General features: G+C 62.4%; 19 protein-coding genes. 6 read left to right on the forward strand and 13 right to left on the reverse strand.

Annotated features, from left to right (window positions below):
* Positions 1–169: 169 nt before the first annotated feature.
* The 8 genes from ASD12_RS00915 to ASD12_RS00950 form a co-directional block, all read right to left on the reverse strand.
* The gene (locus ASD12_RS00915) at positions 170–1,798 is read right to left on the reverse strand and encodes an alpha-D-glucose phosphate-specific phosphoglucomutase (RefSeq protein ID WP_056580807.1); all 1,629 of its coding nucleotides are present in this window, start codon (positions 1,796–1,798) and stop codon (positions 170–172) included.
* A gap of 3 nt (positions 1,799–1,801) precedes the next feature.
* Complete coding sequence (gene glgA, locus ASD12_RS00920; RefSeq protein ID WP_056580811.1) at positions 1,802–3,247, reverse strand: glycogen synthase GlgA; 1,446 nt, start codon at positions 3,245–3,247, stop codon at positions 1,802–1,804.
* A 3-nt stretch (positions 3,248–3,250) separates the two neighbouring features.
* Entirely contained in the window at positions 3,251–4,516 is a 1,266-nt protein-coding gene (glgC, locus tag ASD12_RS00925) for a glucose-1-phosphate adenylyltransferase (protein ID WP_056580815.1), read from the reverse strand.
* Between the two features lie 59 nt (positions 4,517–4,575).
* On the reverse strand, positions 4,576–6,789 hold the full coding sequence (gene glgB, locus ASD12_RS00930; protein WP_056580818.1) for a 1,4-alpha-glucan branching protein GlgB: 2,214 nt from the start codon (positions 6,787–6,789) through the stop codon (positions 4,576–4,578).
* A gap of 94 nt (positions 6,790–6,883) precedes the next feature.
* The gene (locus ASD12_RS00935; protein ID WP_056580821.1) at positions 6,884–9,352 is read right to left on the reverse strand and encodes a glycogen/starch/alpha-glucan phosphorylase; all 2,469 of its coding nucleotides are present in this window, start codon (positions 9,350–9,352) and stop codon (positions 6,884–6,886) included.
* A 237-nt stretch (positions 9,353–9,589) separates the two neighbouring features.
* Positions 9,590–10,372, reverse strand: a complete 783-nt coding sequence (locus tag ASD12_RS00940) for an ATP-binding cassette domain-containing protein (RefSeq protein WP_027035860.1) — start codon at positions 10,370–10,372, stop codon at positions 9,590–9,592.
* A 2-nt stretch (positions 10,373–10,374) separates the two neighbouring features.
* Positions 10,375–11,436, reverse strand: a complete 1,062-nt coding sequence (locus ASD12_RS00945) for an ABC transporter permease (RefSeq protein WP_056580824.1) — start codon at positions 11,434–11,436, stop codon at positions 10,375–10,377.
* Positions 11,437–11,596: 160 nt separating this feature from the next.
* On the reverse strand, positions 11,597–12,613 hold the full coding sequence (locus ASD12_RS00950) for a sugar ABC transporter substrate-binding protein (protein WP_056581902.1): 1,017 nt from the start codon (positions 12,611–12,613) through the stop codon (positions 11,597–11,599).
* A 228-nt stretch (positions 12,614–12,841) separates the two neighbouring features.
* Here ASD12_RS00950 and ASD12_RS00955 point away from each other — a divergent pair, with 228 nt between their 5' ends.
* The 4 genes from ASD12_RS00955 to ASD12_RS00970 all read left to right on the forward strand — a co-directional run bounded on the left by ASD12_RS00955 (position 12,842) and on the right by ASD12_RS00970 (position 16,837).
* Positions 12,842–14,068, forward strand: a complete 1,227-nt coding sequence (locus ASD12_RS00955; RefSeq protein WP_056580825.1) for an ROK family protein — start codon at positions 12,842–12,844, stop codon at positions 14,066–14,068.
* Positions 14,068–14,514 carry an RbsD/FucU domain-containing protein gene (locus tag ASD12_RS00960; RefSeq protein WP_056580828.1) on the forward strand — a complete coding sequence of 149 codons (447 nt, stop codon included), beginning with the start codon at positions 14,068–14,070 and terminating at the stop codon, positions 14,512–14,514. The genes ASD12_RS00955 and ASD12_RS00960 overlap by 1 nt, the downstream gene beginning before the upstream one ends.
* Positions 14,511–15,434 carry a carbohydrate kinase gene (locus tag ASD12_RS00965; RefSeq protein WP_056580832.1) on the forward strand — a complete coding sequence of 308 codons (924 nt, stop codon included), beginning with the start codon at positions 14,511–14,513 and terminating at the stop codon, positions 15,432–15,434. Before ASD12_RS00960 ends, ASD12_RS00965 begins: the two co-directional genes overlap by 4 nt.
* A 260-nt stretch (positions 15,435–15,694) precedes the next feature.
* Positions 15,695–16,837, forward strand: coding sequence for a DegT/DnrJ/EryC1/StrS aminotransferase family protein (locus ASD12_RS00970; protein ID WP_056580835.1), 1,143 nt, complete (start codon positions 15,695–15,697; stop codon positions 16,835–16,837).
* Between the two features lie 14 nt (positions 16,838–16,851).
* Here the strand turns inward: ASD12_RS00970 and cysQ are convergent, their stop codons facing one another.
* The 3 genes from cysQ to cysD are packed head-to-tail and all read right to left on the reverse strand — an operon-like array spanning position 16,852 to position 20,499.
* Positions 16,852–17,643 (reverse strand): 3'(2'),5'-bisphosphate nucleotidase CysQ, encoded by a 792-nt coding sequence (gene cysQ / locus ASD12_RS00975; RefSeq protein ID WP_056581903.1) that lies wholly within the window; start codon positions 17,641–17,643, stop codon positions 16,852–16,854.
* A 10-nt stretch (positions 17,644–17,653) separates the two neighbouring features.
* The gene (gene cysN, locus ASD12_RS00980) at positions 17,654–19,591 is read right to left on the reverse strand and encodes a sulfate adenylyltransferase subunit CysN (RefSeq protein WP_056580838.1); all 1,938 of its coding nucleotides are present in this window, start codon (positions 19,589–19,591) and stop codon (positions 17,654–17,656) included.
* A gap of 2 nt (positions 19,592–19,593) precedes the next feature.
* Positions 19,594–20,499 carry a sulfate adenylyltransferase subunit CysD gene (gene cysD, locus ASD12_RS00985; RefSeq protein ID WP_056580841.1) on the reverse strand — a complete coding sequence of 302 codons (906 nt, stop codon included), beginning with the start codon at positions 20,497–20,499 and terminating at the stop codon, positions 19,594–19,596.
* A 491-nt stretch (positions 20,500–20,990) separates the two neighbouring features.
* Between cysD and ASD12_RS00990 the strand changes: the two genes are divergently transcribed.
* Entirely contained in the window at positions 20,991–22,232 is a 1,242-nt protein-coding gene (locus ASD12_RS00990; RefSeq protein ID WP_244482701.1) for an O-antigen ligase, read from the forward strand.
* Positions 22,229–23,164 (forward strand): NAD-dependent epimerase/dehydratase family protein, encoded by a 936-nt coding sequence (locus tag ASD12_RS00995; RefSeq protein ID WP_056580847.1) that lies wholly within the window; start codon positions 22,229–22,231, stop codon positions 23,162–23,164. Before ASD12_RS00990 ends, ASD12_RS00995 begins: the two co-directional genes overlap by 4 nt.
* A gap of 23 nt (positions 23,165–23,187) precedes the next feature.
* Here the strand turns inward: ASD12_RS00995 and ASD12_RS01000 are convergent, their stop codons facing one another.
* The gene (locus ASD12_RS01000) at positions 23,188–23,727 is read right to left on the reverse strand and encodes a sugar transferase (RefSeq protein ID WP_056580850.1); all 540 of its coding nucleotides are present in this window, start codon (positions 23,725–23,727) and stop codon (positions 23,188–23,190) included.
* A 49-nt stretch (positions 23,728–23,776) separates the two neighbouring features.
* Positions 23,777–24,676 carry a glycosyltransferase family 2 protein gene (locus ASD12_RS01005; RefSeq protein ID WP_056581904.1) on the reverse strand — a complete coding sequence of 300 codons (900 nt, stop codon included), beginning with the start codon at positions 24,674–24,676 and terminating at the stop codon, positions 23,777–23,779.
* Positions 24,677–24,686 lie beyond the last annotated feature (10 nt).

Consider the following 24,686-nt stretch of genomic DNA (forward strand, 5'->3'; position numbering starts at 1 on the left):
GGCTCCCCCTTCTCCCCTTGTGGGAGAAGGTGTCGCCGAAGGCGACGGATGAGGGGCGTTCCAGCTTGGCGCCGACGGCGATCCTTCGCGCACCCCTCAACCGTCTCGGCGCTGCGCGCCGATCCACCTTCTCCCACAAGGGGAGAAGGGAAAGCGCACACAGCCACTCTCAAGTAATCACGCTCGGCTCGTTGCGACCGGTGTGACTCTTGATGCCGGCTATATCATCGGCGGCCGCGATCAGATCGGCAAGCGCCTCTTGCGTGTCGAGATCGTGCCTCGCTCTGTCCGGCTCGTAGCGCTCGATGTAGACGCGCAACGTCGCGCCCGACGTACCTGTGCCGGACAGGCGGAAGACGACGCGCGAACCACCTTCAAACAGCACCCTGATGCCCTGGTGCTCGCTGATCGAGCCATCGACCGGATCGTGATAAGCAAAATCGTCGGCGCTGGCGATTGTCATGCCGCGCACGCTGGTGCCCGGCAATGAGCCGAGTTTGGCGCGGAGTTCGTCGACCAGCGCATTCGCGCGGTCGCTCTCAACCTCTTCATAATCGTGCCGAGAATAGTAGTTGCGACCGTAGGTCGCCCAGTGCTCGGTGACGATCTGCTTGCAGCTTTCGCCGCGCGCGGCCAGGATGTTGAGCCACAGCAACACCGCCCACAGGCCGTCCTTTTCACGGACATGGTTGGAACCGGTGCCGGCACTCTCCTCGCCGCAGATCGTCGCCATGTCGGCGTCGAGCAGATTGCCGAAGAACTTCCAGCCGGTCGGCGTCTCATAGATGCCGATGCCGAGTTTTTCAGCGACACGATCGGCCGCGCCACTGGTCGGCATCGAGCGGGCAATGCCTTTCAAACCGGCCTTGTAGCCGGGCGCCAGGCGCGCATTGGCGGCAAGCATGGCAACGGAATCCGACGGGGTGACGAAAATGCCCTTGCCGATGATCAAATTGCGGTCGCCGTCACCATCAGAGGCGGCGCCGAAATCCGGCGCGTCCGGCCCCATCATTTCGTCATAGAGGTGTTTGGCATGGACAAGATTCGGGTCCGGATGGTGGCCGCCGAAATCCGGCAGCGGCTTGAAATTGCGGCAGGTGCCGTTGGGCGCGCCAAGCCGGTTTTCCAGGATCTCCTTGGCGTAGGGCCCGGTCACCGCGTGCATGGCGTCGAAGCGCATGCGGAAGCCGGACTTGAACAGTTTGCGCAATGCGTCGAAATCGAACAGGCTTTCCATCAGCTCGGCATAGTCGGCGACCGGGTCGATGATCTCGACCGTCATGCCGGCGGCCTTGACCGCACCGACCGTGTCGATGTCGATCGGATCGATGTCGGCGATCTTGAAGCTCGAAATCGCCTTGGTCTTTTCGAAGATCGCGTCGGTCAGCTTTTCCGGCGCCGGGCCGCCATTGCCGGCATTGTACTTGATGCCGAAATCCTCGTGCGGACCGCCCGGATTGTGGCTGGCCGACAGTATGATGCCGCCAAAGGTCTTGTATTTGCGGATGACATGCGAGGCGGCCGGCGTCGACAGGATGCCGCCCTGCCCGACCATCACCTTGCCGAAGCCGTTGGCGGCTGCCATGGCGATGGCCTTCTGGATGACTTCGCGGTTGTAGAAGCGGCCATCGCCGCCAATCACCAGGGTCTTGCCCTTGAAACCGTCCAGCGCGTCGAAGATCGACTGGATGAAATTCTCGGCATAGTGCTCCTGCTGAAAGACAGGCACCTTCTTGCGCAGGCCCGACGTGCCGGGCTTCTGATCGGAATAGGGTTTGGTGGGGATGGTCCGTATCATGCTTCAGGCAACCCTTTTCGAAAGCAGCGAGCGATAGAGTTCAACATATTTATCCGCACTCTTGTCCCACGACACGTCGGCCTTCATGCCCTGGCGCTGCAGCGATTCCCAGACCGGCGGACTGGCATGGGCGTCGACGAGGCGGCGGATGGCGTGCAGCAAGGCACCGCCATTGTTGGGCGCGAACTGGAAGCCGGTGGCAACGCCGGCCGAGACGGCGGCCTCATTGGCATCGATGACCGTATCGGCCAGGCCCCCGGTGCGGGCAACCACCGGCACGCAACCATAACGCAGGCCGTAAAGCTGCGTCAGCCCGCACGGTTCGAAGCGTGAGGGAATGACGATAGCGTCGCAACCGCCCTGCATGATGTGCGACAGCCCTTCATCGTAGCCGACGACAACCCCGATGCGGCCGCGATGTCTGGCGGCGGCGGCAAGCAGCGCACCTTCGAGGCCGGCGTCGCCCGAGCCCAGGATGGCCAGCCGCGCGCCCGTGGCAACGATGCCGTCGACCACCAGCGCTAGTATGTCCATGCCCTTTTGCCAAGTCAGGCGGCTGACGACGCAGACGATCGGGCTGTCGTCGCGATCCAGGCTGAAGCGCTCCTCGACGGCGGCCCTGTTGGGCGCGCGCGCCTTCAGCGTCCCGGCCGTGTAGGTGGAGACCAGATGCTTGTCGGTCTCCGGATCCCAGATGTCGATGTCAATGCCGTTGACGATGCCATAGAGATCGCTGGAGCGCATGTTGATGAGGCCGTCGAGGCCCATGCCGAATTCCGCCGAGCGTATCTCCTGCGCGTAGGTCGGGCTGACCGTGGTGATCGCCCAGGCGGCCTGCAGGCCCGCCTTGAGGAAGCCGACGCCGCCATAATATTCGACGCCGTCGAGCGCCATAGCCGCCGCAGGCAAGCCGAGCTCGCCGAAGATGCCGGCGCCGAACTGGCCCTGGAAAGCGAGGTTGTGAACGGTCATCATCGACGGTACGCCGACCGCCTTGCCGTAGCGCATATAGGCCAGCGTCATCGCCGACTGCCAGTCATGGGCGTGGACGATGTCAGGCTGGTAGCCCGAGATGGCGCCGCCGGCGATATCGCCGCCGACCTGGCTTAGTGCTGCAAAGCGCCGCCAGTTGTCGGGCCAATCGACGCCGGTCGCATTGCCATAGGGACCGCCGGGACGGTCGAACAGATGCGGCGCGTCGAGCACGAACAGCTCTAGCCCGGCAAGCTGGATGGAATGAACGGAGGCCTTACCGCCCTGCAGCAAGGGATATTGCAGAACCGCCCTCTTTTTCTTGAAAGCGGCCATAACGGTCGGGAAACCGGGAATGAGCGTGCGCATGGTCACGCCCTTGGCCGCCAGTGCGATGGGCAACGCGCCGGTCACGTCGGCAAGCCCGCCGGTCTTGATCAGCGGGAAAATCTCGGGCGCGACCGACAGAACCTGCATGCGTTAGAGCCCCAGCTTGTCGATCATGTCCTGAGTAACCAGGCAGATGCCTTTTTCGGACACGCGAAAACGCTTGGCGTCGAGGACGGGGTCTTCGCCGACCACCAGCCCTTCCGGTATCCTAACACCATGGTCGATGACCACGCGCTTCAACTTTGCGTTCCGGCCGACATGAACGTCCGGCAGCATGACGACTTCTTCCAGGGTCGAATAGGAATTGATGCGCGCTCCGGTGAAGATCAGGCTTCTTTTCAGCGAAGCCCCCGAGACGATGCAATCGCCCGAGACAAGCGAGGACACGGCCGAACCGCGGCGGCCATCCTCGTCATGCACGAACTTTGCCGGCGGCTTCAATTCGGCATAGGTCCAGATCGGCCAGTCGCGGTCGTAGAGGTCGAGTTCCGGCGTGATGTCGGTCAGGTCGATGTTGGCTTCCCAATAGGCGTCGACCGTTCCAACGTCGCGCCAATAGGCCTCGTTCTCGGCGGTCGAGCGGACGCAGGACTTGGCGAAGCGGTGCGCGATCGCCTTACCGTGCTGGACGATATAGGGGATGATGTCCTTGCCGAAGTCACGGCTTGAGCCCGGCTCAGCCGCATCGCGGCGCAACTGCTCCATCAGGAACTTGGTCTTGAAGACATAGATGCCCATCGAGGCCAGGGCGAATTCCGGCTTGTCGGGAATGCCGGGCGGGTCGGCGGGCTTTTCGACGAAGGCGATGATGTTGTCGTTGGCATCGACATGCATGACGCCGAAGCCGGTGGCTTCCATGCGCGGCACTTCGAGGCAGCCGACGGTGACATCGGCATTGGCGTCGACGTGCTGGCGAAGCATCATCTCGTAGTCCATCTTGTAGATGTGGTCGCCGGCCAGGATGACCATGTATTCAGGTCCATAGGCCTCGATGATATCGATGTTCTGATAGACGGCGTCGGCGGTGCCCTCATACCATTGCGTTTCCGAGACGCGTTGGCTGGCCGGCAGGATGTCAAAACTCTCGTTTCGTTCAGGACGCAGGAAGTTCCAGCCGCGCTGCAGGTGGCGGATCAGCGAATGCGCCTTGTACTGCGTGGCGACACCAAGGCGCCGGATACCGGAATTGAGCGCGTTGGAGAGCGCGAAGTCGATGATGCGCGTCTTGCCGCCGAAATAGACGGCCGGCTTGGCACGCCGGTCGGTCAGTTCCTTGAGGCGGCTGCCACGGCCGCCGGCCAACACATAGGCCATGGCATCGCGCGCCAGCGGCTGGGTCCGTTTCAAGTCTGCCATTTTTACCCTCCCAAGTTACTCGATCTCGACATGGTTCAGTCGGCGACAAGTTGACGGACCTAGTCCGCAACGAGTTCAAGCATGATCGTCGACAGCGGCGGCAAGAGCATAGTCGCGGAGATGCTCCCTCCCTCCGCCCGCGCCTCGACCATGCCGCCATTGCCCTTGCCGGAACCGCCATATTCCGAAGCGTCGGTGTTGATGATTTCGCGCCATTTGCCGGCCGTCGGCAGCGGCACGCGATAATTGTCGCGCGGCACCGGCGTGAAATTGGAAATGACGGCCACCGAGTTGCCGCCCGGTGCGCTGCGCAGCCAGGCAAAAACCGAATTCTGGCTGTCGTCGACGATCAGCCAGGAAAACCCTTCCGGCTCGCAATCACGGCCATGTAGCGCCGGGCGCGAACGGTAGAGATAGTTGAGATCGCGCACCGTCTGCCAGACGCCGCGATGCGGGCGGAACTCCAGCAGGTTCCAGTCGAGCGCGCGCGCCTCGCTCCATTCGCGGCGCTGCGCGAACTCCTGCCCCATGAACAGCAGCTTCTTGCCGGGATAACCCCACATGAAAGCGTAGTACGCGCGCAATGTCGCGAATTTCTGCCAGTCGTCGCCGGCCATTTTGCCAAGCAGCGTGCCTTTGCCGTGCACGACCTCGTCATGCGAGAGCGGCAGCACGAAATTTTCCGAGAAGGCGTAGGTCAGGCCGAAGGTGAGGTCGTTGTGGTGATGTTTGCGGAAGATGGGCTCCTTGGAGAAATACTCCAGCGTGTCGTGCATGAAGCCCATGTTCCACTTGAAGCCGAAGCCCAGGCCGCCTTCATGCATCGGTGCCGAGACCTTCGGCCAGGAGGTCGATTCCTCGGCGATGGTCATGACGCCCGGATGGTGGCCGTAGACCTCCTTGTTCATCTTCTGCAGGAAGCTGACCGCCTCGAGGTTCTCGCGGCCGCCCTTCTCGTTGGGGATCCATTCGCCGGCCTTGCGCGAATAGTCGAGGTAGAGCATCGAGGCGACCGCATCAACGCGCAAACCGTCGACATGATATTTCTCGGCCCAGAACAAGGCGTTGTTGACGAGGAACGACACCACCTCGCGGCGGCCAAAATTGTAGATCGCGGTGTTCCAGTCGGGATGAAAACCCTTGCGCGGATCGGCATGTTCATAGAGCGCGGTGCCGTCGAAGTTGGCAAGGCCGTGCGCGTCGACCGGGAAATGCGCCGGCACCCAGTCGAGGATGACACCGACGCCGGCGCGGTGGGCGCCATCGACGAAACGAGCAAAGCCGTCCGGGTCGCCGAAGCGGGCCGACGGCGCGTAGAGGCCGGTCGTCTGGTAGCCCCAGGACGGGTCATAGGGGTGTTCAGAGATCGGCATGAATTCGATATGGGTGAAACCGGTCTCGACCACATAGGGGATCAGCCGGTCGGCCAACTCGTCCCATGACAGGAACGTACCGTCGTCGTGAAGTTGCCAGGAGCCGGCATGGACCTCGTAGATCGAGATGGCTTCGCGCCGGTGATCGGCATTGCGCCAGAAATTGCGGTGCGCCTCGTCGCCCCACTCATGCGCCGGTGGCACGGCCACGACCGAAGCAGTGGCCGGACGCAATTCAGATTTGAAGGCGAACGGGTCGGCTTTCAGCGGCAGTCTCACGCCATCGGGACCGATGATCTCGTATTTGTAGGGCCGACCGGCACCGATATCGGGCACGAACAGTTCCCAGATGCCGGTGTCGCGGCGATCACGCATCGTGTGCCGGCGACCGTCCCATTCGTTGAAGTCGCCGACCACCGAGACGCGCCGTGCATTGGGAGCCCAGACGGCGAAATGCACTCCGGAAGCGCCTTCGTGGTCGATGACATGGGCGCCGAGCTTATCGAACAGCCTGAGGTGCGAGCCTTGGGCGATGTAGTAGTCGTCCATCGGGCCAAGCACCGGACCGAACGAATAGGGATCGGTCAGCCACCAGTCGCCGCCGGCATTGCGCGCGTGATAGCGCAGGGGCTGCCGCTTCTTGATCGAGAGCTTGCCTTCGAAAAAGCCGCCGTCGTCGCGCCTGGACAGTTCACCCGCGATGGTGCCGGTCAGCGTATAAGCGGTAACGAATTCGGCATGCGGAACGAAGCATCGGGCATACAGGCTCTTGCCGATCTCATGGACACCAAGGACCGCGAAGGGATCTCCGTGCGTGCCGGCAACAATCGCCGCAACATCGCTGGCTTGCGCCAGTCCGTCCGGCCCGCTTGTCGCAGCGGTCGCGCGCGGCTTCTTCATCAGGCAGCGTCCCTCCCCGGGCACCGAGTATTTTGTTCTAGGGTGTGCATTTCACACCCTGGGACCACATTGTTCGCGGCCTCATGCAACCACATCAGACAGGTACGTTCCAGATTTCTTTCGCATATTGGCGGATCGTGCGATCGGAGGAGAACCAGCCGACACGCGCAACGTTGCGGATCGCCTTGGCGTACCAGTCGGGACTGTTGCGCCAGACGGCATCGACTTCGCGCTGCGCAGCGGCGTAGGCGTCGAAATCTGCGGCGACCATGAACCAGTCGCTCTGATAGAGACCGTTCATCAAGTCGCGGTAACGCTCCGGATCGTCCGGCGAAAAGACACCCGACGAAACGGCAGCAACCGCTTGCGCCAGTTCGGGTGATGCTTCGATGACGGCGCGCGGATCGTAGCCGTTGTTGCGCCGCTCAGCGACCTCGGCGGTGGTCAGGCCGAAGATGAAGATATTGTCGTCGCCGACGCACTCCTTGATCTCGACATTGGCGCCGTCGAGCGTGCCGATGGTCAGCGCACCATTCAGCGCGAACTTCATGTTGCCGGTGCCTGACGCTTCCATGCCGGCGGTCGAGATCTGCTCGGACAGGTCGGCCGCCGGCATCATGATCTCGGCCAGGCTGACATTGTAGTTTGGCACGAACACCACCTTCAGCAAACCGCGCACGGCCGGATCGCGGTTGATGACCTTGGCGACGTCGTTGGCGAGTTTGATGATCAGTTTGGCATTGTGGTAGCTGGGTGCCGCCTTGCCGCCGAAGAATTTCACGCGCGGCATCCAGTCGCGCTCGGGATGCGAGCGGATCTGGTCGTAGAGAGCGATCGCCTCAAGGATGTTCAGAAGCTGGCGCTTGTATTCATGGATGCGCTTGATCTGGATATCGAACAGCGCCGAGGGATCGACCTTGATGCCGAGCCGGTCGGCGACGAGGTTGGCCAGCCGCGCCTTGTTGGCGCGCTTGACGGCGGCGAACTTGTCGCGAAAGGCGGCATCGCCGGCGAAGACGTCGAGACCCTTGATGGCGTCGATGTCGTCGAGAAAACGGTCGCCGATCGTCTCGCGGGCGAGCGACGTCAGCCCGGGATTGCACTGGATCAGCCAGCGCCGCGGCGTGATGCCGTTGGTCTTGTTGTTGATGCGATCGGGATAGAGTTTGTGCAGGTCGGCGAACACCGTTTCCTTCATCAGGTCGGTGTGAAGCGCCGAAACGCCGTTGATCGAGTGCGAGCCGACAAAGGCCAGATTGCCCATGCGCACCCGACGGTCGCCGTTTTCCTGGATCAGCGAGATGCGACTGATCTGCTCGTCGGAGAACTGGTCGGAGGCGCGCGCCTCAAGAAGCACTTCGGCATTGATGGCGTAGACGATCTGCATGTGGCGCGGCAGCAGCCGCTCAAAGAGCGGCACCGGCCAGCTTTCCAGCGCTTCAGGAAGCAGCGTGTGGTTGGTGTAGCCGAAGGTCCGCTTGGTGATGCTCCAGGCAAGGTCGAAATCCATGCCGTGGACATCCATCAACAGGCGCATCAACTCGGGGACAGCGATGGCCGGATGGGTGTCGTTGAGATGGATCGCAGCCTTGTCGGGCAGCGACTTCAGGTCGCCATACTGGCTGAGATGGCGCTGGACGATGTCCTGCAGCGAGGCGGTGGAGAAGAAGTATTCTTGCCTGAGCCGCAGTTCCTGCCCGGCCTTGTGTGAATCGGCGGGGTAGAGCACGCGCGACAAGGCATCGGCCTTGTTGCTTTCGGCAAGCGCACCGATGTGGTCGCCGGCATTGAACTTGTCGAGCAGGATCGGATCGACAGGCATGCCCGACCAGAGCCGCAGCGTGTTGACGCGATTGGCCCGCCAACCGACGACGGGCGTGTCATAGGCGACGGCCAGTACATGCTCGGTCGGCTTCCAGACATGGCGTTCGAGCCGGCCGTCCTTGGAGGTGATCGATTCCACTGAACCGCCGAAACCGACCTCGAAAGAGCGCTCACGGCGTTCGAATTCCCAGGGATTGCCGTGATCGAGCCAGGTCTCGGGCAGTTCGACCTGCCAGCCGTCATGAATCTCCTGGCGGAACATGCCGTTGGCATAGCGGATGCCATAGCCATGCGTGGGAATGTCGACGGTCGCCATGCTTTCCATGAAGCAGGCGGCAAGCCGGCCGAGGCCGCCATTGCCGAGTGCCGCGTCCGGCTCGAGAGCGGCGATCAGATCGAGATCGACGCCCAGCGACGACAGCGCCGCGCGCATATTGTCCATCAGGCCGAGATTGGAGAAGGCGTCGCGCATCAGGCGGCCGATAAGGAACTCCAGCGACAGATAATAGACGCGCTTTTCCTGCTGGTCGTAGGCCTCCTTCGTCGCCTGCATCCAGTGGTCGACGATGCGGTCGCGCACGACCTTGATCGAGGCGGTCAGCCAGTCGTACTGGGTCGCGACGGTGGTGTCCTTGCCAACCCGGTATTTGAGGGCCTTCAAGACTTCCGCGGCGAGTGTCTTGGGATCGGGATTTTCAAGTTCGGGCTGGGGAGCTTCGGATGTCATCGCGCGCGTCATGCTGCCTCTCGTGCGGTTGCCACGATCATACCGGCTTTCATCGTTCCTCCCAGCCCATGCTAGCCGATACCACTACATATTCAATCGATTTAGATCAGCGCATACTGGCTTACCCTGCGGCAATTTGACAGTTCGAAGCGTGACGCGCCCAGGCGATCCCGCGCGACACGCTTCAAATTTCTTGTTCCATACATGTCGTTGTTCCCAAAACCGCTACGCACTTTTGGGCGACATGCATCAAGCCGCCAGCGCCGCCTCGGGCGGAACCTTTGCGCCGGTCATGAAGGCGACGGCATCGGACATCGTATATTGCTTGGGATCGATGACGCAGAGGCGACGCCCCAGCCGGTGGATGTGAATGCGGTCGGCCACTTCGAAGACATGTGGCATATTGTGCGAGATCAGAACGATCGGCAGGCCGCGCTTCTTGACGTCGAGGATCAGTTCGAGCACGCGGCGGCTTTCCTTGACGCCAAGGGCGGCCGTCGGTTCGTCCATGATCACCACACGGCTGCCGAAGGCGGCGGCGCGCGCCACCGCCACGCCCTGGCGCTGGCCGCCTGAAAGCGTCTCCACCGCCTGGCTGATGTTCTGGATGGTCATCAGGCCAAGCTCAGTGAGCTTGTCGCGGGCGCGCTTTTCCATCGCCGGACGGTCGAGCATACGAAGCCAGTCGCCCAGAAAACCCGGTTTACGGATCTCGCGGCCAAGGAACATGTTGTCGGCGATCGAGAGTGCCGGCGACAGCGCCAGATTCTGATAGACGGTTTCAATGCCGGCTTCGCGGGCCTCCATCGGTGATTTGAAGGCGACAGGTTTGCCTTCAAGCCGGATCTCGCCTTCGTCGGGTACGGCCGCGCCGGAAATCGCCTTGATGAGCGACGACTTGCCGGCGCCATTGTCGCCTATGACGGCGAGGATTTCGCCGGGGTAAAGGTCGAAGTCGGCATTGTCGAGGGCGGTGACACGGCCATAGCGCTTGACCAGTCCACGAGCGGTGAGAATGGGTTCCTGGGTCATGGTCATGCCGAAACCTTTCTGATCCATTGGTCGACTGCCACGGCGCCGATGATCAGCACACCGGTGAGCAGCACTTTCCATTGAGGATCGGCGCCCAGCATGTTGAGGCCCATGGAGACGACGCCGACGATCATCGCGCCGAACAGCGTGCCCAGGATCGAGCCGCGTCCGCCAAACAGAGAAATACCGCCGATCACCGTCGCGGTGATCGCCTGGAGATTATAGTCGGTGACGGCGGCTGACGGCGAGATCGAGCCGTTGCGGCCGATGGAGACCCAGGCAGCGAAAGCGGCGATCAGTCCGGCAAGGGTGTAGACCGTCATCAGCACCTTCTTGGTCTGGATGCCCGACAGCTTCGCCGCCTCCTGATCATCGCCAACGGCGTATACATGGCGGCCCCATGCCGTGTGATTGAGCACGTACCACAGGATCAGAACGAGCACGACCGTGGCAATGACACCGAGCGTCAGCACCGCGGTGCCAATCTTGAAGCTTAATGCAAACAGATGCAGCAGCGGCGCCTGGGTGTCGACGTCGGTGTCGCGGATCGTCTCATTGGCCGAATAGATGAAGTTCGTGGCCATGACGATGTTCCAGGTGCCTAGCGTCACGATGAATGGCGGCAGCTTCATGTAGGCGACCAGCACCCCGTTGAGCAGCCCGCAGGCCGCGCCGGCGGCAAGCCCGATCGCCACGGCGAGCACGCTCGGCATGCCGTAGCTGACCGCGCAATTGCCCATGATCACTGCTGAAATCACCATGATCACGCCGATCGACAGATCGATGCCGGCGGTCAGGATGACCAATGTCTGCGCAGCACCCAGAATGCCGATGATGGCGATCTGCTGCAGGATCAGCGTCAGCGTGTAGGACGAAAAGAAGCGTCCTCCGATGGTGATGCCGAAGACGACGATCGCCAGAACCAGCACGATCAATGGCACTGCGGCCGGCGTCGAATGCAGGAAATGCTGGATGCGCTTGACGGCCGATTTGTGCTCGTCAAAAGCGGCAACGCTTGTATCGCTGCTCGAGAGAACCTTCTCGAATTCCTGAGCTTGAGCCATGTTTCCTCCCCGTTGGGTGCCAGCCACGCGCCAACACCCGTCCACGCTTTTCCGGTCTGTCGCCGGGATTGTTCGCGGTCACGCGACCCATCGTCCACCCGAAGCGGCCGGGGATCAAGCCCCGACCGCTCAGGTTCCGTAGATGCCTGTCAGACCGGCATCAGCCCCAGCACTTGGCGAGGCCTTCCTTGGTGTCGATGGACTTCACGCCAGTGGCCGGCTTGTCGGTCACCAGGTTGACGCCGGTATCGAAGAAATTCTTGCCTTCGGTCGGCTTCGGCTTGGTTCCGTCCTTGGCGAAAGCGGCGATCGCCTCGATGCCAAGTGCTGCCATCTGCAGTGGATATTGCTGCGACGTGGCGCCGATGACACCTTCGGCCACTGATTTCACGCCGGGGCAGCCGCCGTCGACGGAAACGATCAGCACCTGGCTTTCGAGGCCGACGGCCTTCAGCGCCTGGTAGGCGCCGACAGCGGCCGGCTCGTTGATGGTGTGGATGACGTTGATGGTGTTGTCCTTCTGCAGAAGGTTCTCCATCGCCTTGCGGCCGCCCTCCTCGTTGCCGTTTGTGACATCGTGGCCGACGATGCGCGGATCGTCCTCATCGCCGATCTTGTTGGGATCCTTCACATCGATGCCGTAGCCCATCATGAAGCCCTGGTCGCGCAGGACGTCGACGGTCGGCTGCGAAGGGGTCAGGTCAAGGAAACCGATCTTGGCGTCCTTGGCCTTGTCGCCGAGCGTGGCGGCGGCCCAGGCGCCGATCAGCTTGCCGGCTTCGAGATTGTCCGTCGCAAAGGTCGCGTCGGCCGCGTCGATGGGATCGAGCGGCGTGTCGAGCGCGATCACCAGCAGGCCGGCATCACGCGCCTTCTTCACGGTCGGCACGATGCCCTTGGTGTCGGACGCGGTGATCAGGATACCCTTGGCGCCGTCGGCGATGCAGCTTTCGATCGCCGCGACCTGGCTCTCGCTGTCGCCGTCGATCTTGCCGGCGTAGGTCTTGAGGTCGACGCCGAGTTCCTTGGCTTTTGCGGTCGCGCCTTCCTTCATCTTGACGAAGAAGGGATTGGTGTCGGTCTTGGTGATCAGGCAGGCGCCGACACCGGCCGCGGATGCGGACGAGGCAAACGCCATCAGGCCAAGAGCCGCGGCGGCAAACACGGTCGATTTCAACAGTTTTGTATTGGTCACGATTTTCCTCCCAGTGGAACCATTCCGATGCCGGCCAACCGGCACCTGCAGCGCATCCAACGAAATTCTCCCAGTGTGGACGCTGCCTCAACAGACACCAGGCCGAAGCCTCTGTCAATAATTAAATCACTCTTATTTATTATTGACAGCATTGCTTCGTTCACCCATTCTGGCCCAAAAGCATTGAGGGGAAACGACGGGAGGAACAGGGTGGAAACCGCCATTGCGAGGCACGGTTCGCCCGAGGTGAATGACAGCCTCATTCACCGCGGCACTAACCAGAGCGGCATGCGCGACCACAACGAGCGGTTGGTGCTCTCGCTGGTGCGCCAGCACGGCAGCCTGGCGAAATCTGACATCGCTCGCATGACCGGACTTTCGGCGCAGACGGTTTCGGTCATCATGCGTGAGTTGGAGGAAGAAAGCCTTCTGCTGCGCCAGGCGCCGTTGCGCGGCAAGATCGGCCAGCCCTCCATCCCGATGGCGCTCAATCCCGAAGGCGCTTTCTTCATCGGCCTGAAGATCGGCCGGCGCAGCGCGGAACTGGTGCTGATCGATTTCCTTGGCAATGTGCGCTCGATGCTGCAGCATTCATACCGCTACCCGGCGCGGCGCGAGACGGTGGACTTCGTCAGCAACGGCATTCGGCAGATGCGCGGCGAGTTGACGCCCGCACAGGACAAGCGCATCGCCGGGCTCGGCATCGCCATGCCGTTCGAGTTGTGGAACTGGACCGATACTGCCGGCGCCCCGCGCGACGTCATGGACGAATGGCGCCGCCGCGACATCAGGGCCGACATCCAGGCGCAATGCGATTTTCCGGTCTATTTGCAGAACGATGCCACGTCGGCCTGCGGCGCCGAGCTCGTCTTCGGCCACGCGGGCGGCGCGCGTGACTTCGTCTATTTCTATATCGGTGCCTTTGCCGGTGGCGGCATCGTGCTGAATGGCCGGCTGTTTGGCGGCCCGACCGGCAATGCCGGAGCACTCGGCTCCATGCCCGTGCCCGGGCCGAACGGCAAACCGACCCAGCTGATCGACGTGGCGTCCATCGCCATGCTCGAAAAGGCGCTCAATGCGCGCGGCGTCGAGGCCTCGCATCTGTGGACATCGCCGGAAGACTGGGGCGAGATCGGACCCGAGCTCGACGACTGGATCGCCAGCGCCTCGCGAGCGCTCGCCTACGCCATCGTCGCCGCATCCTCGGTCATCGATTTCGAGGCGGCGGTGATCGACGGCTGGATGCCGAAGGCGGTGCGCCGTCGTCTGGTTGACGCCATCATCGCGGCCATCGCCACGATCGACGGCGAAGGTTTGAAGCTGCCCGCGGTTCGCGAGGGAACCGTCGGCATTCATGCCCGGGCCCTCGGAGGCGCCAGCCTGCCACTATCCGAACGCTTCCTGATCGGCTCGACGACGATTTCCAGGAGCGCCTGATGCTGATCGGAATCCCGGCGCTGCTCGGTCCGGAGCTTCTGGCGATCCTGCGCGGCATGGGCCATGGCGACGAAATCGCGCTTGTCGACGGAAATTATCCGGCGGAACAGCAGGCAACACGGCTGGTACGAGCCGATGGTCACCACCTCATCCCGGTGCTCGACGCGATCTTGAGCGTGCTGCCGGTGGACGACGCCGTGCCGGAGGCGCTGTTCCGCGCCTCGGTCAAGGGTGACCCCTCGCTTGCCGATCCCGTCCATAATGAGATCGAGGCGATCTGCGCCAAACGTGCGCCAGGCCGCAAGGTGGTTGCGCTGGCCGGCGCCGACTTCTATGCACGGGTCAAATCGGCGCATGCCATCGTCGCAACAAGCGAGCCGCGGCTCTACGCCAACATCATAATCCGCAAAGGCGTGATCTATCCGCCGGAGACCAGGAAGCCATGATCCTCTGCTGCGGCGAAGCCCTGATCGACATGCTGCCGCGCACGACGACAGCGGGCGAGCCGGCCTTTGCGCCTTATGTCGGCGGCGCCGTGTTCAACACGGCGATCGCGCTTGGCCGGCTCGGCGCGCCAGCCGGCTTCTTTTCCGGCCTGTCGTCGGATCTGTTCGGTGGCCAGTTCCTGGATGCGCTGGGGGCGAGCAAGGTCAGTTCCACCTATGCACACACCTCGCCTCGGCCAACGACGCTGGCCTTCGTCAAGCTCACCAACGGCCAGGCGACCTACACCTTCTATGACGAGAACACCGCCGGCCGCATGCTGACCATCGACGACCTGCCACAGCTCGGCAACGAGATCGAAGCCATGCTGTTCGGCGCCATCAGCCTGATCTCGGAGCCCGCCGGCAGTGCCTACGAAGAGTTCATGCGGCGCGAGCAGGCAAGCCGCGTCATGATGCTCGATCCCAACATCCGGCCGAACTTCATCCCGGACAAGGCCAAGCACCTCAGGCGCATCCGCGCCATGATGGCGATGGCCGACATCGTGAAACTGTCGGACGAAGACCTGAACTGGTTTGGCGAAGCCGGCTCGCATGAGGATGTCATCCGCAACTGGCTGGACCGCGGCCCGAAGCTGATCGTCGTCACCCATGGCAGCGAAGGCGCTGTCGGCTACAGCAAGGAGCACACCGTCACGGTGATGCCGGAGAAGGTCGAGGTGGTCGACACGGTCGGCGCCGGCGACACGTTCAACGCCGGTATCCTCGCCTCCTTGCATGAGCAGGGCCTGCTGACGAAAGCGTCGATTTCCGACCTGTCGAAAGACGCCATCCACAAGGCGCTGGCGCTTGGCGCCAAGGCAGCAGCGGTAACGGTGTCACGGGCCGGCGCCAATCCACCCTGGCGACACGAGATCGCCTGAGTAGCGCTCAACATAGATTGAGCAGTCGATCACTTTATGTTTCGCAGGACCGATGCGTGGGGCTATAAAGGCGCGATCGCGCCCGACGAAGCCCGGATTTCCGGCATCTCGCGAAGGTCTGCCGGGAAATACAGGTAACAGGCTACGACACACAGGCAATTTACGGCTCTGTGCGTCCGGCTTTCTCGTCAAGCGCAACTCTGGTACCAGCGGGCCGTTATCTGGCTAAACCGCCTGGTTGAAACCGTTTTGAGGCCGACATGCAGTTCATCGATCTTGGCGCGCAGCGCGAACGAATCCGCGACCGGCTGAAGGCCGCGATCGACCGTGTCGTCGACGAGGGCCGCTATATTCTCGGCCCGCAAGTCACCGAATTCGAGAACAAGCTCGCCGCCTATGTCGGCACCAAGCATGTCGTGGCTTGCGCGAACGGCACCGATGCATTGCTCTTGCCCCTGTTTGCGGCCGGCGTCGGACCGGGCGACGCGGTGTTCGTGCCGAGCTTCACTTTCGCCGCCACGGCGGAAGTGGTGGCGCTGGCCAAGGCAGAGCCGGTGTTCGTCGATGTCGACCCGCATACCTACAACATCGACATTGCCAGCCTCCAAGCGGCCATCACCATGATCAAGAAGGAAGGCCGGCTGAAGCCGAAGGCAATCATTCCCGTCGATCTGTTTGGCCTTGCCGCCGACTACGAGGCGATCATGGCGATCGCCAACCGCGAAGGGCTGATGGTGATCGAGGATGCCGCCCAGTCGATGGGCGGTTCTCTCGACGGCAAGATGTGCGGCTCGTTCGGCGCGGTCGGCTCGACGAGCTTCTACCCTGCCAAGCCGCTTGGCTGCTACGGCGATGGCGGCGCGATGTTCACCAATGACGATGCGCTGGCCGAGCAACTCAGATCCTTCGCCTTCCACGGCAAGGGCGAAACGCAATACGACAATGTCCGCGTCGGCATCAATTCACGCCTCGACACGCTGCAGGCGGCGATCCTAATCGAGAAGCTGGCCATCCTCGAAGACGAGATGGTTGCCCGCCAAGTGGTGGCCAAGCGCTATGCCGATGGGCTTGGCGACGTCGTTACCGCCGCCCGCAATCTGGATGGCAGCCGTTCGGCCTGGGCGCAGTACGCCATCGAGACGCCGAAGCGCGACGGGCTGAAGGCGCATCTCGGCGAAAAGGGAATTCCGTCGGTCATCTATTATGTGAAGCCGCTGCATGCCCAGGTTGCTTATCGCGACTACCCGCGCACGCCGACCGGCCTTGCTGTGTCGGAAGACCTGCCGAAGCGGATTCTCTGTCTGCCGATGCACCCTTATCTCAGCGAAGCCGACCAGGACCGCATCATTGAAACGATCCGCAACTATATCGGCTCGAATTCAGCGCAGGCCGCAGCCGAGTAAGCTGCGGGGCCTTCTCAGGCGGGGCTGACCCCTGCTCTGCCGCTGGCAATGAAATGCGGATTGGCAAAATCCTCATCGTCGCATTGCCTGCGCTTGCCATAGACCAGAGGCTGGCCGTCCAGCGTGCGCGTCATGCCGCCGGCCGCGCGCAGAACGGCGTCGCCCGCCGCCGTGTCCCATTCCATGGTGCGGCCGAAGCGCGGATAGACATCCGCCTCACCGCTGGCGACAAGGCAGAATTTCAAGGACGAACCGACCGACACGATTTCGGCCGCGCCAAGGTCGCGAATATAGGCCTCGGTTTCCGGCGTGTTGTGCGAACGACTGGCAACGACGGCCAGCGGCGCCATGGCTGTTCTCACCGAAATCGGCCGGCGCCCGGTGATCTGGTAGTCGCCATCGATTTCGAGAGATTCCGCCCTGCCCGGCAGGCCGGAAAAGAAGCGGCCGGTGCAGGGCGCGAAGACGACGCCGACTTCCGGTACGCCATCGCGAACCAGAGCGATGTTGACGGTGAAATCGGTGCGGCGGTTGACGAATTCCTTGGTGCCGTCGAGCGGATCGATCAGAAAGAAGGCCCCGTCCAGGTCGGGCGGCACGATGCCGGCGGATGCTTCCTCCTCGGCCACGCAGGGAATGTCGGGAAATGCGGCGCGCAGCCCGGTGAGAATGATCTTCTCGCTCTCGCGGTCCGCCTCGGTCACCGGCGACGAATCGGACTTGCGGTCGACCGCACAGCCGGCGTGGAACACGCGCATCACCTCACGCCCCGCCGCCAAGGCCAGCCGCTCGCAGATTCCGAGCATCAGCCTGTCGTCAGATGCCGCCGCCGCTGTCGTATTGGTCTTCGGCAATGTCGCGCTCGTTCAGCCAGTGTTCCAGGGTGTCTACCATCTCTTCGGCCGATTTGCCGAGTGTCTTGAGATGGATTTCCGGGTTTTCCGGCGCTTCATAGGGAGAATCGACGCCGGTGAAATTCTTGATCTCGCCATTCAAGGCGCGTGCATAGAGGCCCTTGGGATCACGCCTGGCGCATTCCTCGAAGGGGGTATCGACGAACACCTCGATGAACTCTCCGTCGGCCATCAATTCGCGCGCCATGCGCCGCTCGGCGCTGAACGGCGAAATGAACGATACAATGACGATCAACCCGGCATCGCCCATCAGCCGCGCCACTTCGGCGACGCGGCGGATGTTCTCGACACGATCGGCGTCGGTGAAACCAAGATCGCGGTTGAGGCCGTGACGGACGTTGTCGCCGTCCAGGATATAGGTATGGCGGCCGGTGGCGAACAGCTTCTTTTCGAACAGGTTGGCGATGGTCGACTTGCCGGAGCCCGACAGCCCGGTGAACCAGAACACGGCGGGCCGCTGGTTCTTCATGTCGGCGCGAACGCGCTTGACGACATCGAGCGATTGCCAGTGGATGTTTTCGGCGCGGCGCAGCGTGTGCAGGATCATGCCGGCGCCGACCGTTGCGTTTGAGATGCGGTCGATCAGGATGAAGGCGCCGGTCGTACGGTTCTCGGCGAACGGATCGAAGGCGGTCGGCGTCCGCGTCGAGATGTTGCAGATGCCGACTTCATTCATTTCGAGCGATTTGGCCGCCTCATGGGCAAAGTCGTTGACGTTGATCCGGTATTTCAGGTCGGTGACGGTGGCGCTGGTCTGATCGGTCTCGGTGCGCAGGATGTAGGAGCGGCCGGGCAGCAGGGCGTGCTCGTCGAACCAGACGATGTTGGCGGCGAACTGGTCGGCGACCTGCGGCCGTGCGGCAGGCGAAACCAGCATGTTGCCGCGTGAAATCTCGATCTCGTCGTCAAGGACGAGCGTGACAGCCTGGCCGGCAGCCGCCTGGGCCAGGTCGCCGCCATAGGAGACGATCCGCTTGACGCGCGAGGATTTGCCGGACTTGGCAACAACCACCTCATCACCGGGCGCGACCGAGCCGGATGCGATCGTGCCGGCAAAACCGCGAAAATCGAGATTGGGGCGATTGACATACTGAACCGGAAAACGGAACGGCAGTTCGACCACCGCTTGGTCGACCGACACGGTTTCGAGATGCTCGATCAGCGTCGGGCCGGAATACCATTCTGTGTTGCCCGAACGGCCGGTGACGTTGTCGCCGTAACGGGCCGACATCGGGATCGGCACGATGGTCTGGAAACCGAGATCGCGCGAAAACTGCCGGTAGTCTTCAACGATCCGGTCGAAGACCGCCTGATCGAACCCGACGAGATCGATCTTGTTGACGGCCAGCACGATGTGGCGGATGCCGAGCAGCGAGGCGATGATCGAGTGGCGCCTCGTCTGGCGCAGCACCCCTTGCCGGGCATCGATCAGCACGATCGCCAGGTCGGCGGTCGAGGCGCCGGTCGCCATGTTGCGCGTGTATTGTTCGTGGCCGGGCGTGTCGGCGACGATGAACTTGCGCTTCGGCGTGGCGAAGAAGCGGTAGGCGACGTCGATGGTGATGCCTTGCTCACGCTCAGCCTCGAGACCGTCGACCAGCAAGGCGAAGTCGATGTCTTCGCCCGTCGTGCCGTGCTTGCGCGAATCGCGTTCGAGCGCGGCGAGCTGGTCCTCGAAAATCTGCTTGGTATCGGAAAGCAGGCGCCCGATCAGCGTCGACTTGCCGTCATCGACGGAGCCGCAGGTCAGGAAGCGCAGCAGCGACTTCTTCTCCTGCGCCGCCAGATAGTCGCGGACGCCATCGGTGGGTGCGAGGCTCTTTGCCATGATGTGGCGCATGGTCAAAAATACCCCTCGCGCTTCTTCTTTTCCATCGAGCCGGCTTCATCGCGGTCGATCAGGCGCCCCTGCCGTTCGGAGGTGCGCGCGGTCAGCATTTCTCCGACGATGGCTTCCAGCGTGTCGGCCTCCGATTCGATGGCGCCGGTCAGCGGATAGCAGCCCAGCGTGCGGAATCGCACCAGCCGGTTCTCCGCAACCTCGCCGGGGCGCAGCTTCATGCGCTCGTCATCCCTGAGAATCAGCATGCCGTCGCGTTCCACCACCAGCCGTTCCTTGGCGAAATAGAGCGGCACGATCGGGATACTTTCCTGCAGTATGTACTGCCAGATATCGAGTTCGGTCCAGTTCGACAACGGAAAGACGCGGATCGATTCACCCGATGCGATGCGGGTGTTGAATATCTTCCACATCTCGGGGCGTTGGTTCTTCGGATCCCACACGTGCTGGGCGTTGCGGAAGGAAAAGATGCGCTCCTTGGCGCGCGATTTTTCCTCATCGCGACGGGCGCCGCCAAAGGCCGCGTCGAAACCGTATTTGTCGAGCGCCTGGCGCAGCGCCACGGTCTTCATCACATGGGTGTGCGTGTTCGAACCATGGTCGAACGGATTGATGTTGTCGCGCACGCCATCTTCGTTGACATGAACTAGGAGATCGAAGCCGAGCTTTTGCGCCATCTGATCGCGAAAGGCGATCATCTCACGGAATTTCCACGTCGTGTCGACGTGAAGAAAGGGGAATGGCGGCTTGGCGGGATAAAAGGCCTTCATTGCCAGATGCATCAGCACGGATGAATCCTTGCCGACCGAGTAGAGCATGACCGGCTTGGCAAAGGCGGCCGCAACCTCGCGGAATATATGTATGGACTCGGCTTCAAGCCGTTGAAGATGCGTAAGCGCTATTGTCATGGACCGTGAGCGTTCTTTCGTGCCTTCCGACAGAAGACCAAATCATCGAGCTTTTTGCGCCCGGTTCAAGCCTTGCTTCTGGACAATCTCTTTCGAGCCGGCGTTTTAGCAGATCGTCGTTGGCAAGAACAATGCAAGACTGGCCCGGAGGCACATGGTTCGGGAATGAATTTTCCACGGAGATCGCAAAACCCGGAATTTCCTGCTCGCCGGCCAAGTAGGCAGGAAAAGCCGGGGAAAATAATTGCCCGGCTGGCCCGCTGGTGGCCGTCGATTTCTGGTGGCAACCGGCCTTGCCGCACTATCGAAACAAGACTTCGGCCGCTATACCGGCGTTGAAAACAAGAACGACGCATGGTCGAACACGTGCATTTCGAGGCCACCACATTCGATTTCGCTAATGAGACCTGCCATCTGAAGCTCGCAGAGAATTGTGATCCAGAGCATTGAACCGACTTTCATTCATAAGACGGCAATTCACTCCCTCGCAGGTGAATATCTACTTCTCTATCCTTTGCTTCTTTTTTCCGCCGGTTCTGGGATCGGTGGTCAGCTTTGTGTTCAACGGCGGAGGCTTGGCTTCCGTCGTGCTGATTGCTACTGGAAAAAGGCGCTTCAACGCTGACCTGCCGATGATCTGGCTGACGGCCGCGATCTATGCCTACTGCGCGGCCAATCTGATGGCCTCCATCGTCAACAACTCTTTCGTCCGGGATGCCCCACACCTTATCCCGCTCGTCACCTTCCTGTTCTTTCCCCTCTCCTATTCGACCTGGAGCATCACGTCGAAAACCACGCTGGCCCGCATCATCGTGCTCTCCAGCATGGTCGCCTGTTTTGTCGCGCTGCTCATGGCCGTCATCCAGCAATATTGGGGTGGGGTCAGGGCCGAGGGCGGGGCCGGCAATGCGATCGTGTTCGCGACGGTCGTCTGCCTTGCGGTGATGGTCTGCGTGGCCGGTGCCTTGTCAGGCATAGAGCGAGCCCGAAACCCCCTCTTCTACGCCACACTGGCCGGGACGATCGCCATCATCTATTCCGGTTCGCGTATCGTCTGGCTGGCGCTGCTGATTGCAGGCATCGCCGTTCTGCTGATCCACCGGCAGAGGCTCAGAGGCAGGAATGCCGTTCGCCTGCTGCGGTTGCTGGTGGCAGTCGGCATCGTGATCGCCGCTTTCGGCTTCCAGGCGATATCCGGGCGCGTCGACTTTCTGCACGCTGATTGGGATGCGCTGGGGACTCACGGCAACTACGACACCTCGTTGGGATTACGTGTCGCGCTCTGGGAGATCGGCCTCAAAGCATTCCATGACATGCCGTTGTTCGGACATGGGGTGGGTGCAACCCAGCTTTTGATCAAGCAGGGCTTCCATGACCAGTTCGCGATGGACGCCGGCTTCAACCATTTCCACAACGGCTTCCTGACCGCTTTGGTGCAAGCGGGAATTCTGGGCGCCGCAACGCTGGCGGCGATCTTTGTCGTTGCCGCCGGGAATGCCGCCCGGGTCTTGCGCAACAGCAGCGATCCGGTCGAGCGGTTCGGCGCCACCATGATCGTCATCGTCGTGATCACGTATCTCACGGCGGGAATGACGGGCATCCTCGTCGGCCATGACATTCTGGACTCGGTGCTGATGGTCTTCCTGGTGTGTGGGACATATCTCGCCTCCGGACGTCAAGCTCCGTTGGTGGAACCACCAGCTACTCGAGAGCTGTTGCGAGCAAGGCAATGAAAGTCCTGGTGACAGGGGCGACGGGTTTCATCGGGCGTCTTGTCGCGCGCCATCTTCGGCAGGCCGGAGCAGAGCTTCGCCTCGCCTCCCGCCACCCGGAGAGGCTCGGGTCGGGGGATGGGGCGGTGCGGATGCCCAATTTCGATGCGCCGGCCGCGGCCTTCCTGGCACTCACCAGGGATGTGACCCATGTCGTCCATTGTGCCGGCCTCAACAATGATCAGGGCAATGCCACCGAAGCCGACTATCGGGCGGCCAATGTCGAATTGAGCGCACGGCTGGCGCATGCCGCGGCGGCACAGGCAAGCGGACGCTTCATTCATCTCTCCTCGATCCGGGCCGTGATCGGCGCTCGCGTCAGCGCGACGATCGACGAGAACACGCTTCCTGCCCCGCAATGCGCCTACGGACGCTCGAAGCGCGACGGCGAGATCAGGGTTTTGGATGCCTATGCGTCGCATGGCCGCTCCGACGCCGCCGTGTTGCGCCTGCCTCCTGTCTATGGAAGCGGCATGAAGGGAAACCTCGCGACGCTGATGCGCCTGGCCGATACGGCGCTGCCGCTGCCGACCGGTGCCTTGACGGGAATCCGCTCGCTGATGTCAACCGAGGCCGCGGTGCGAGCGGTGTCGCACCTGCTCGGCCATTCGGGGTCACTGCGCCCGATCTATGTCGGCGCCGATGTGCCGCCGGTCGCCGTCGCGGCCATCATCGCCGCCTTTCGTGGAGGTTTCGGGCGGCCGATGCGCCTGATGACCGTGCCGGCCGGCCTGATACGGCCGGCGGCAAGCGTGCTGGGCAGGCGGGCTTTTTGGGACAGCCTGACCGCGACCCAGATTTGCGACCCCGCCCTGCTGGTATCGGAGGGTTGGACGCCTGAAACCGACACGCTCGAGCGGCTGACCGAACTGGCGCGGCTTAGCAGATCCTGACTCTTCTTGGGAGCATGGTCCGCTCAGCTTCGATAAAGCGTTCCAAGCAGGATCCGAAGGTCGAGCCAGAACGACGCTGTGCGGAGATAGTCGGCATCGGTTTGCGCCAACAGCTCCGGGTTCGACATGTCGATGCCCTTGATCTGAGCCAGGCCGGTTATGCCGGGCAGTGCCGCCAAAACCCCCAGTTGCCTGCGACACTCGATCAATTCCGTTTGGGTCGGCAGGCAGGGGCGCGGCCCGACCAGGCTCATCTCGCCCTTCAGAACGTTCCAGAATTGCGGCAGCTCATCGAGCTTGAACTTGCGCAAGGCCGCTCCAACCGATGTCACGGAATTCGCCGGCGCCTCATGCGAGGGCAATGACGGCGTCCCGACATACATCGTGCGCAACTTGTGGCAGCGAAAAAGCAGGCCGTCGCGGCCGACCCGCGTCTGGGAAAAAATAGCCCGACCGGGCGACGATGCGCGAACGGCGAGGACGGCCAGCACCAAAACAGGAGATGTGGTCACCAGCAGCACGGCCGCGCCGGCAAGATCGAAGATTTTCTTGGCTGCCTTCATGAACGGCCGATAGTGCTCCCTGCGAAAGTCCCGAGGACCGTTCGATACTTCAGATGCGCCCCAGGATGAAAGCGAGATAGAGTCCCAGGGTTCCGGAAAAAGTCTGCCGATAGACACCGCTTTCGCGCAAGGCGGCCAAGCGGCGGAAAAGACCGCCCTGCCGCCCGCTGTTGAACAGGTCCAGGCATGCCGCCGCGTCCTCGGTCAGGAGGTCGCGATTGACGGCAAGGCCGTCAAGATTGAGATCCGTCCAGCCGGCGAACTCGCCCTTGAACAGGCGGCCAAGCCGGGAAACCCTTGCCCGCCACGATACGTTGGCGCCAACCAGGTTTGCCGCATGCTGCCGGTAGCGCACCAGCGGCCGCGAATCATAGCGGACGATGCCGCCGGCGGCGGTCACGATGAGATAGGCCCACCAGTCGTGGCTGACGAACCCGGTCCGCGCGGAGGCCGTGGCCAGAAGATCGCGTGCCGCGGCGTTGAGCAGGATGGTGTTGCCGCCGGCGATGCTTTGCACAAGCGCGTTGCGAAAGGATGGCGGCCGGGCAAACAGCGGCGAATGGCCGACCAGGCTTCCCGTTTCCGTCATGGTCGCGGTTCGCGAGCAAAACATCAGCGGGGTTTTCGCGTCATGGGCCCGCACCCAGCGCATGGCGCTCTCCAGCCTGTCGGACTCCCAGATATCGTCCTGGTCGCAGAAGGCATAGCAGTCCGCATCGACGCGCCGATCGAGGATCATCGACCGGAAATTGGCGGCGAAGCCTTGCCGCGGCCCCTCCACGAGGGTCATTCGACCCTTGGACCAGCGCGATTTCCATGTCTCGATGATGGCGGTGGTGCCATCGATGGAGCCATCGTCGGAGATCCACAGGTCGACCAGGGGGTGCGACTGCGCGAGCAGGGATTGCAGTTGCTCATCGATGAAGGCGGCGCCATCTTTCGTGCCCATCAGGACCGCG

Origin of the sequence: Mesorhizobium sp. Root102 (assembly GCF_001425625.1) — a bacterium.
Lineage (GTDB): Bacteria > Pseudomonadota > Alphaproteobacteria > Rhizobiales > Rhizobiaceae > Mesorhizobium.

Bases quoted from the DNA above. Each gene is read 5' to 3' on its own strand.
- ASD12_RS00960 (WP_056580828.1), top strand. From the start codon at position 14,068: ATGCTGATCGGAATCCCGGCGCTGCTCGGTCCGGAGCTTCTGGCGATC.
- cysQ (WP_056581903.1), bottom strand. From the start codon at position 17,643: ATGCTCGGAATCTGCGAGCGGCTGGCCTTGGCGGCGGGGCGTGAGGTG.
- ASD12_RS00935 (WP_056580821.1), bottom strand. From the start codon at position 9,352: ATGACGCGCGCGATGACATCCGAAGCTCCCCAGCCCGAACTTGAAAAT.
- glgC (WP_056580815.1), bottom strand. From the start codon at position 4,516: ATGGCAGACTTGAAACGGACCCAGCCGCTGGCGCGCGATGCCATGGCC.
- ASD12_RS01005 (WP_056581904.1), bottom strand. From the start codon at position 24,676: ATGGGCACGAAAGATGGCGCCGCCTTCATCGATGAGCAACTGCAATCC.
- ASD12_RS00970 (WP_056580835.1), top strand. From the start codon at position 15,695: ATGCAGTTCATCGATCTTGGCGCGCAGCGCGAACGAATCCGCGACCGG.
- cysD (WP_056580841.1), bottom strand. From the start codon at position 20,499: ATGACAATAGCGCTTACGCATCTTCAACGGCTTGAAGCCGAGTCCATA.
- glgA (WP_056580811.1), bottom strand. From the start codon at position 3,247: ATGCAGGTTCTGTCGGTCGCGCCCGAGATTTTCCCGCTGATCAAGACC.
- cysN (WP_056580838.1), bottom strand. From the start codon at position 19,591: ATGCGCCACATCATGGCAAAGAGCCTCGCACCCACCGATGGCGTCCGC.
- ASD12_RS00995 (WP_056580847.1), top strand. From the start codon at position 22,229: ATGAAAGTCCTGGTGACAGGGGCGACGGGTTTCATCGGGCGTCTTGTC.
- ASD12_RS00965 (WP_056580832.1), top strand. From the start codon at position 14,511: ATGATCCTCTGCTGCGGCGAAGCCCTGATCGACATGCTGCCGCGCACG.
- ASD12_RS01000 (WP_056580850.1), bottom strand. From the start codon at position 23,727: ATGAAGGCAGCCAAGAAAATCTTCGATCTTGCCGGCGCGGCCGTGCTG.
- glgB (WP_056580818.1), bottom strand. From the start codon at position 6,789: ATGAAGAAGCCGCGCGCGACCGCTGCGACAAGCGGGCCGGACGGACTG.
- ASD12_RS00940 (WP_027035860.1), bottom strand. From the start codon at position 10,372: ATGACCCAGGAACCCATTCTCACCGCTCGTGGACTGGTCAAGCGCTAT.
- ASD12_RS00945 (WP_056580824.1), bottom strand. From the start codon at position 11,436: ATGGCTCAAGCTCAGGAATTCGAGAAGGTTCTCTCGAGCAGCGATACA.
- ASD12_RS00915 (WP_056580807.1), bottom strand. From the start codon at position 1,798: ATGATACGGACCATCCCCACCAAACCCTATTCCGATCAGAAGCCCGGC.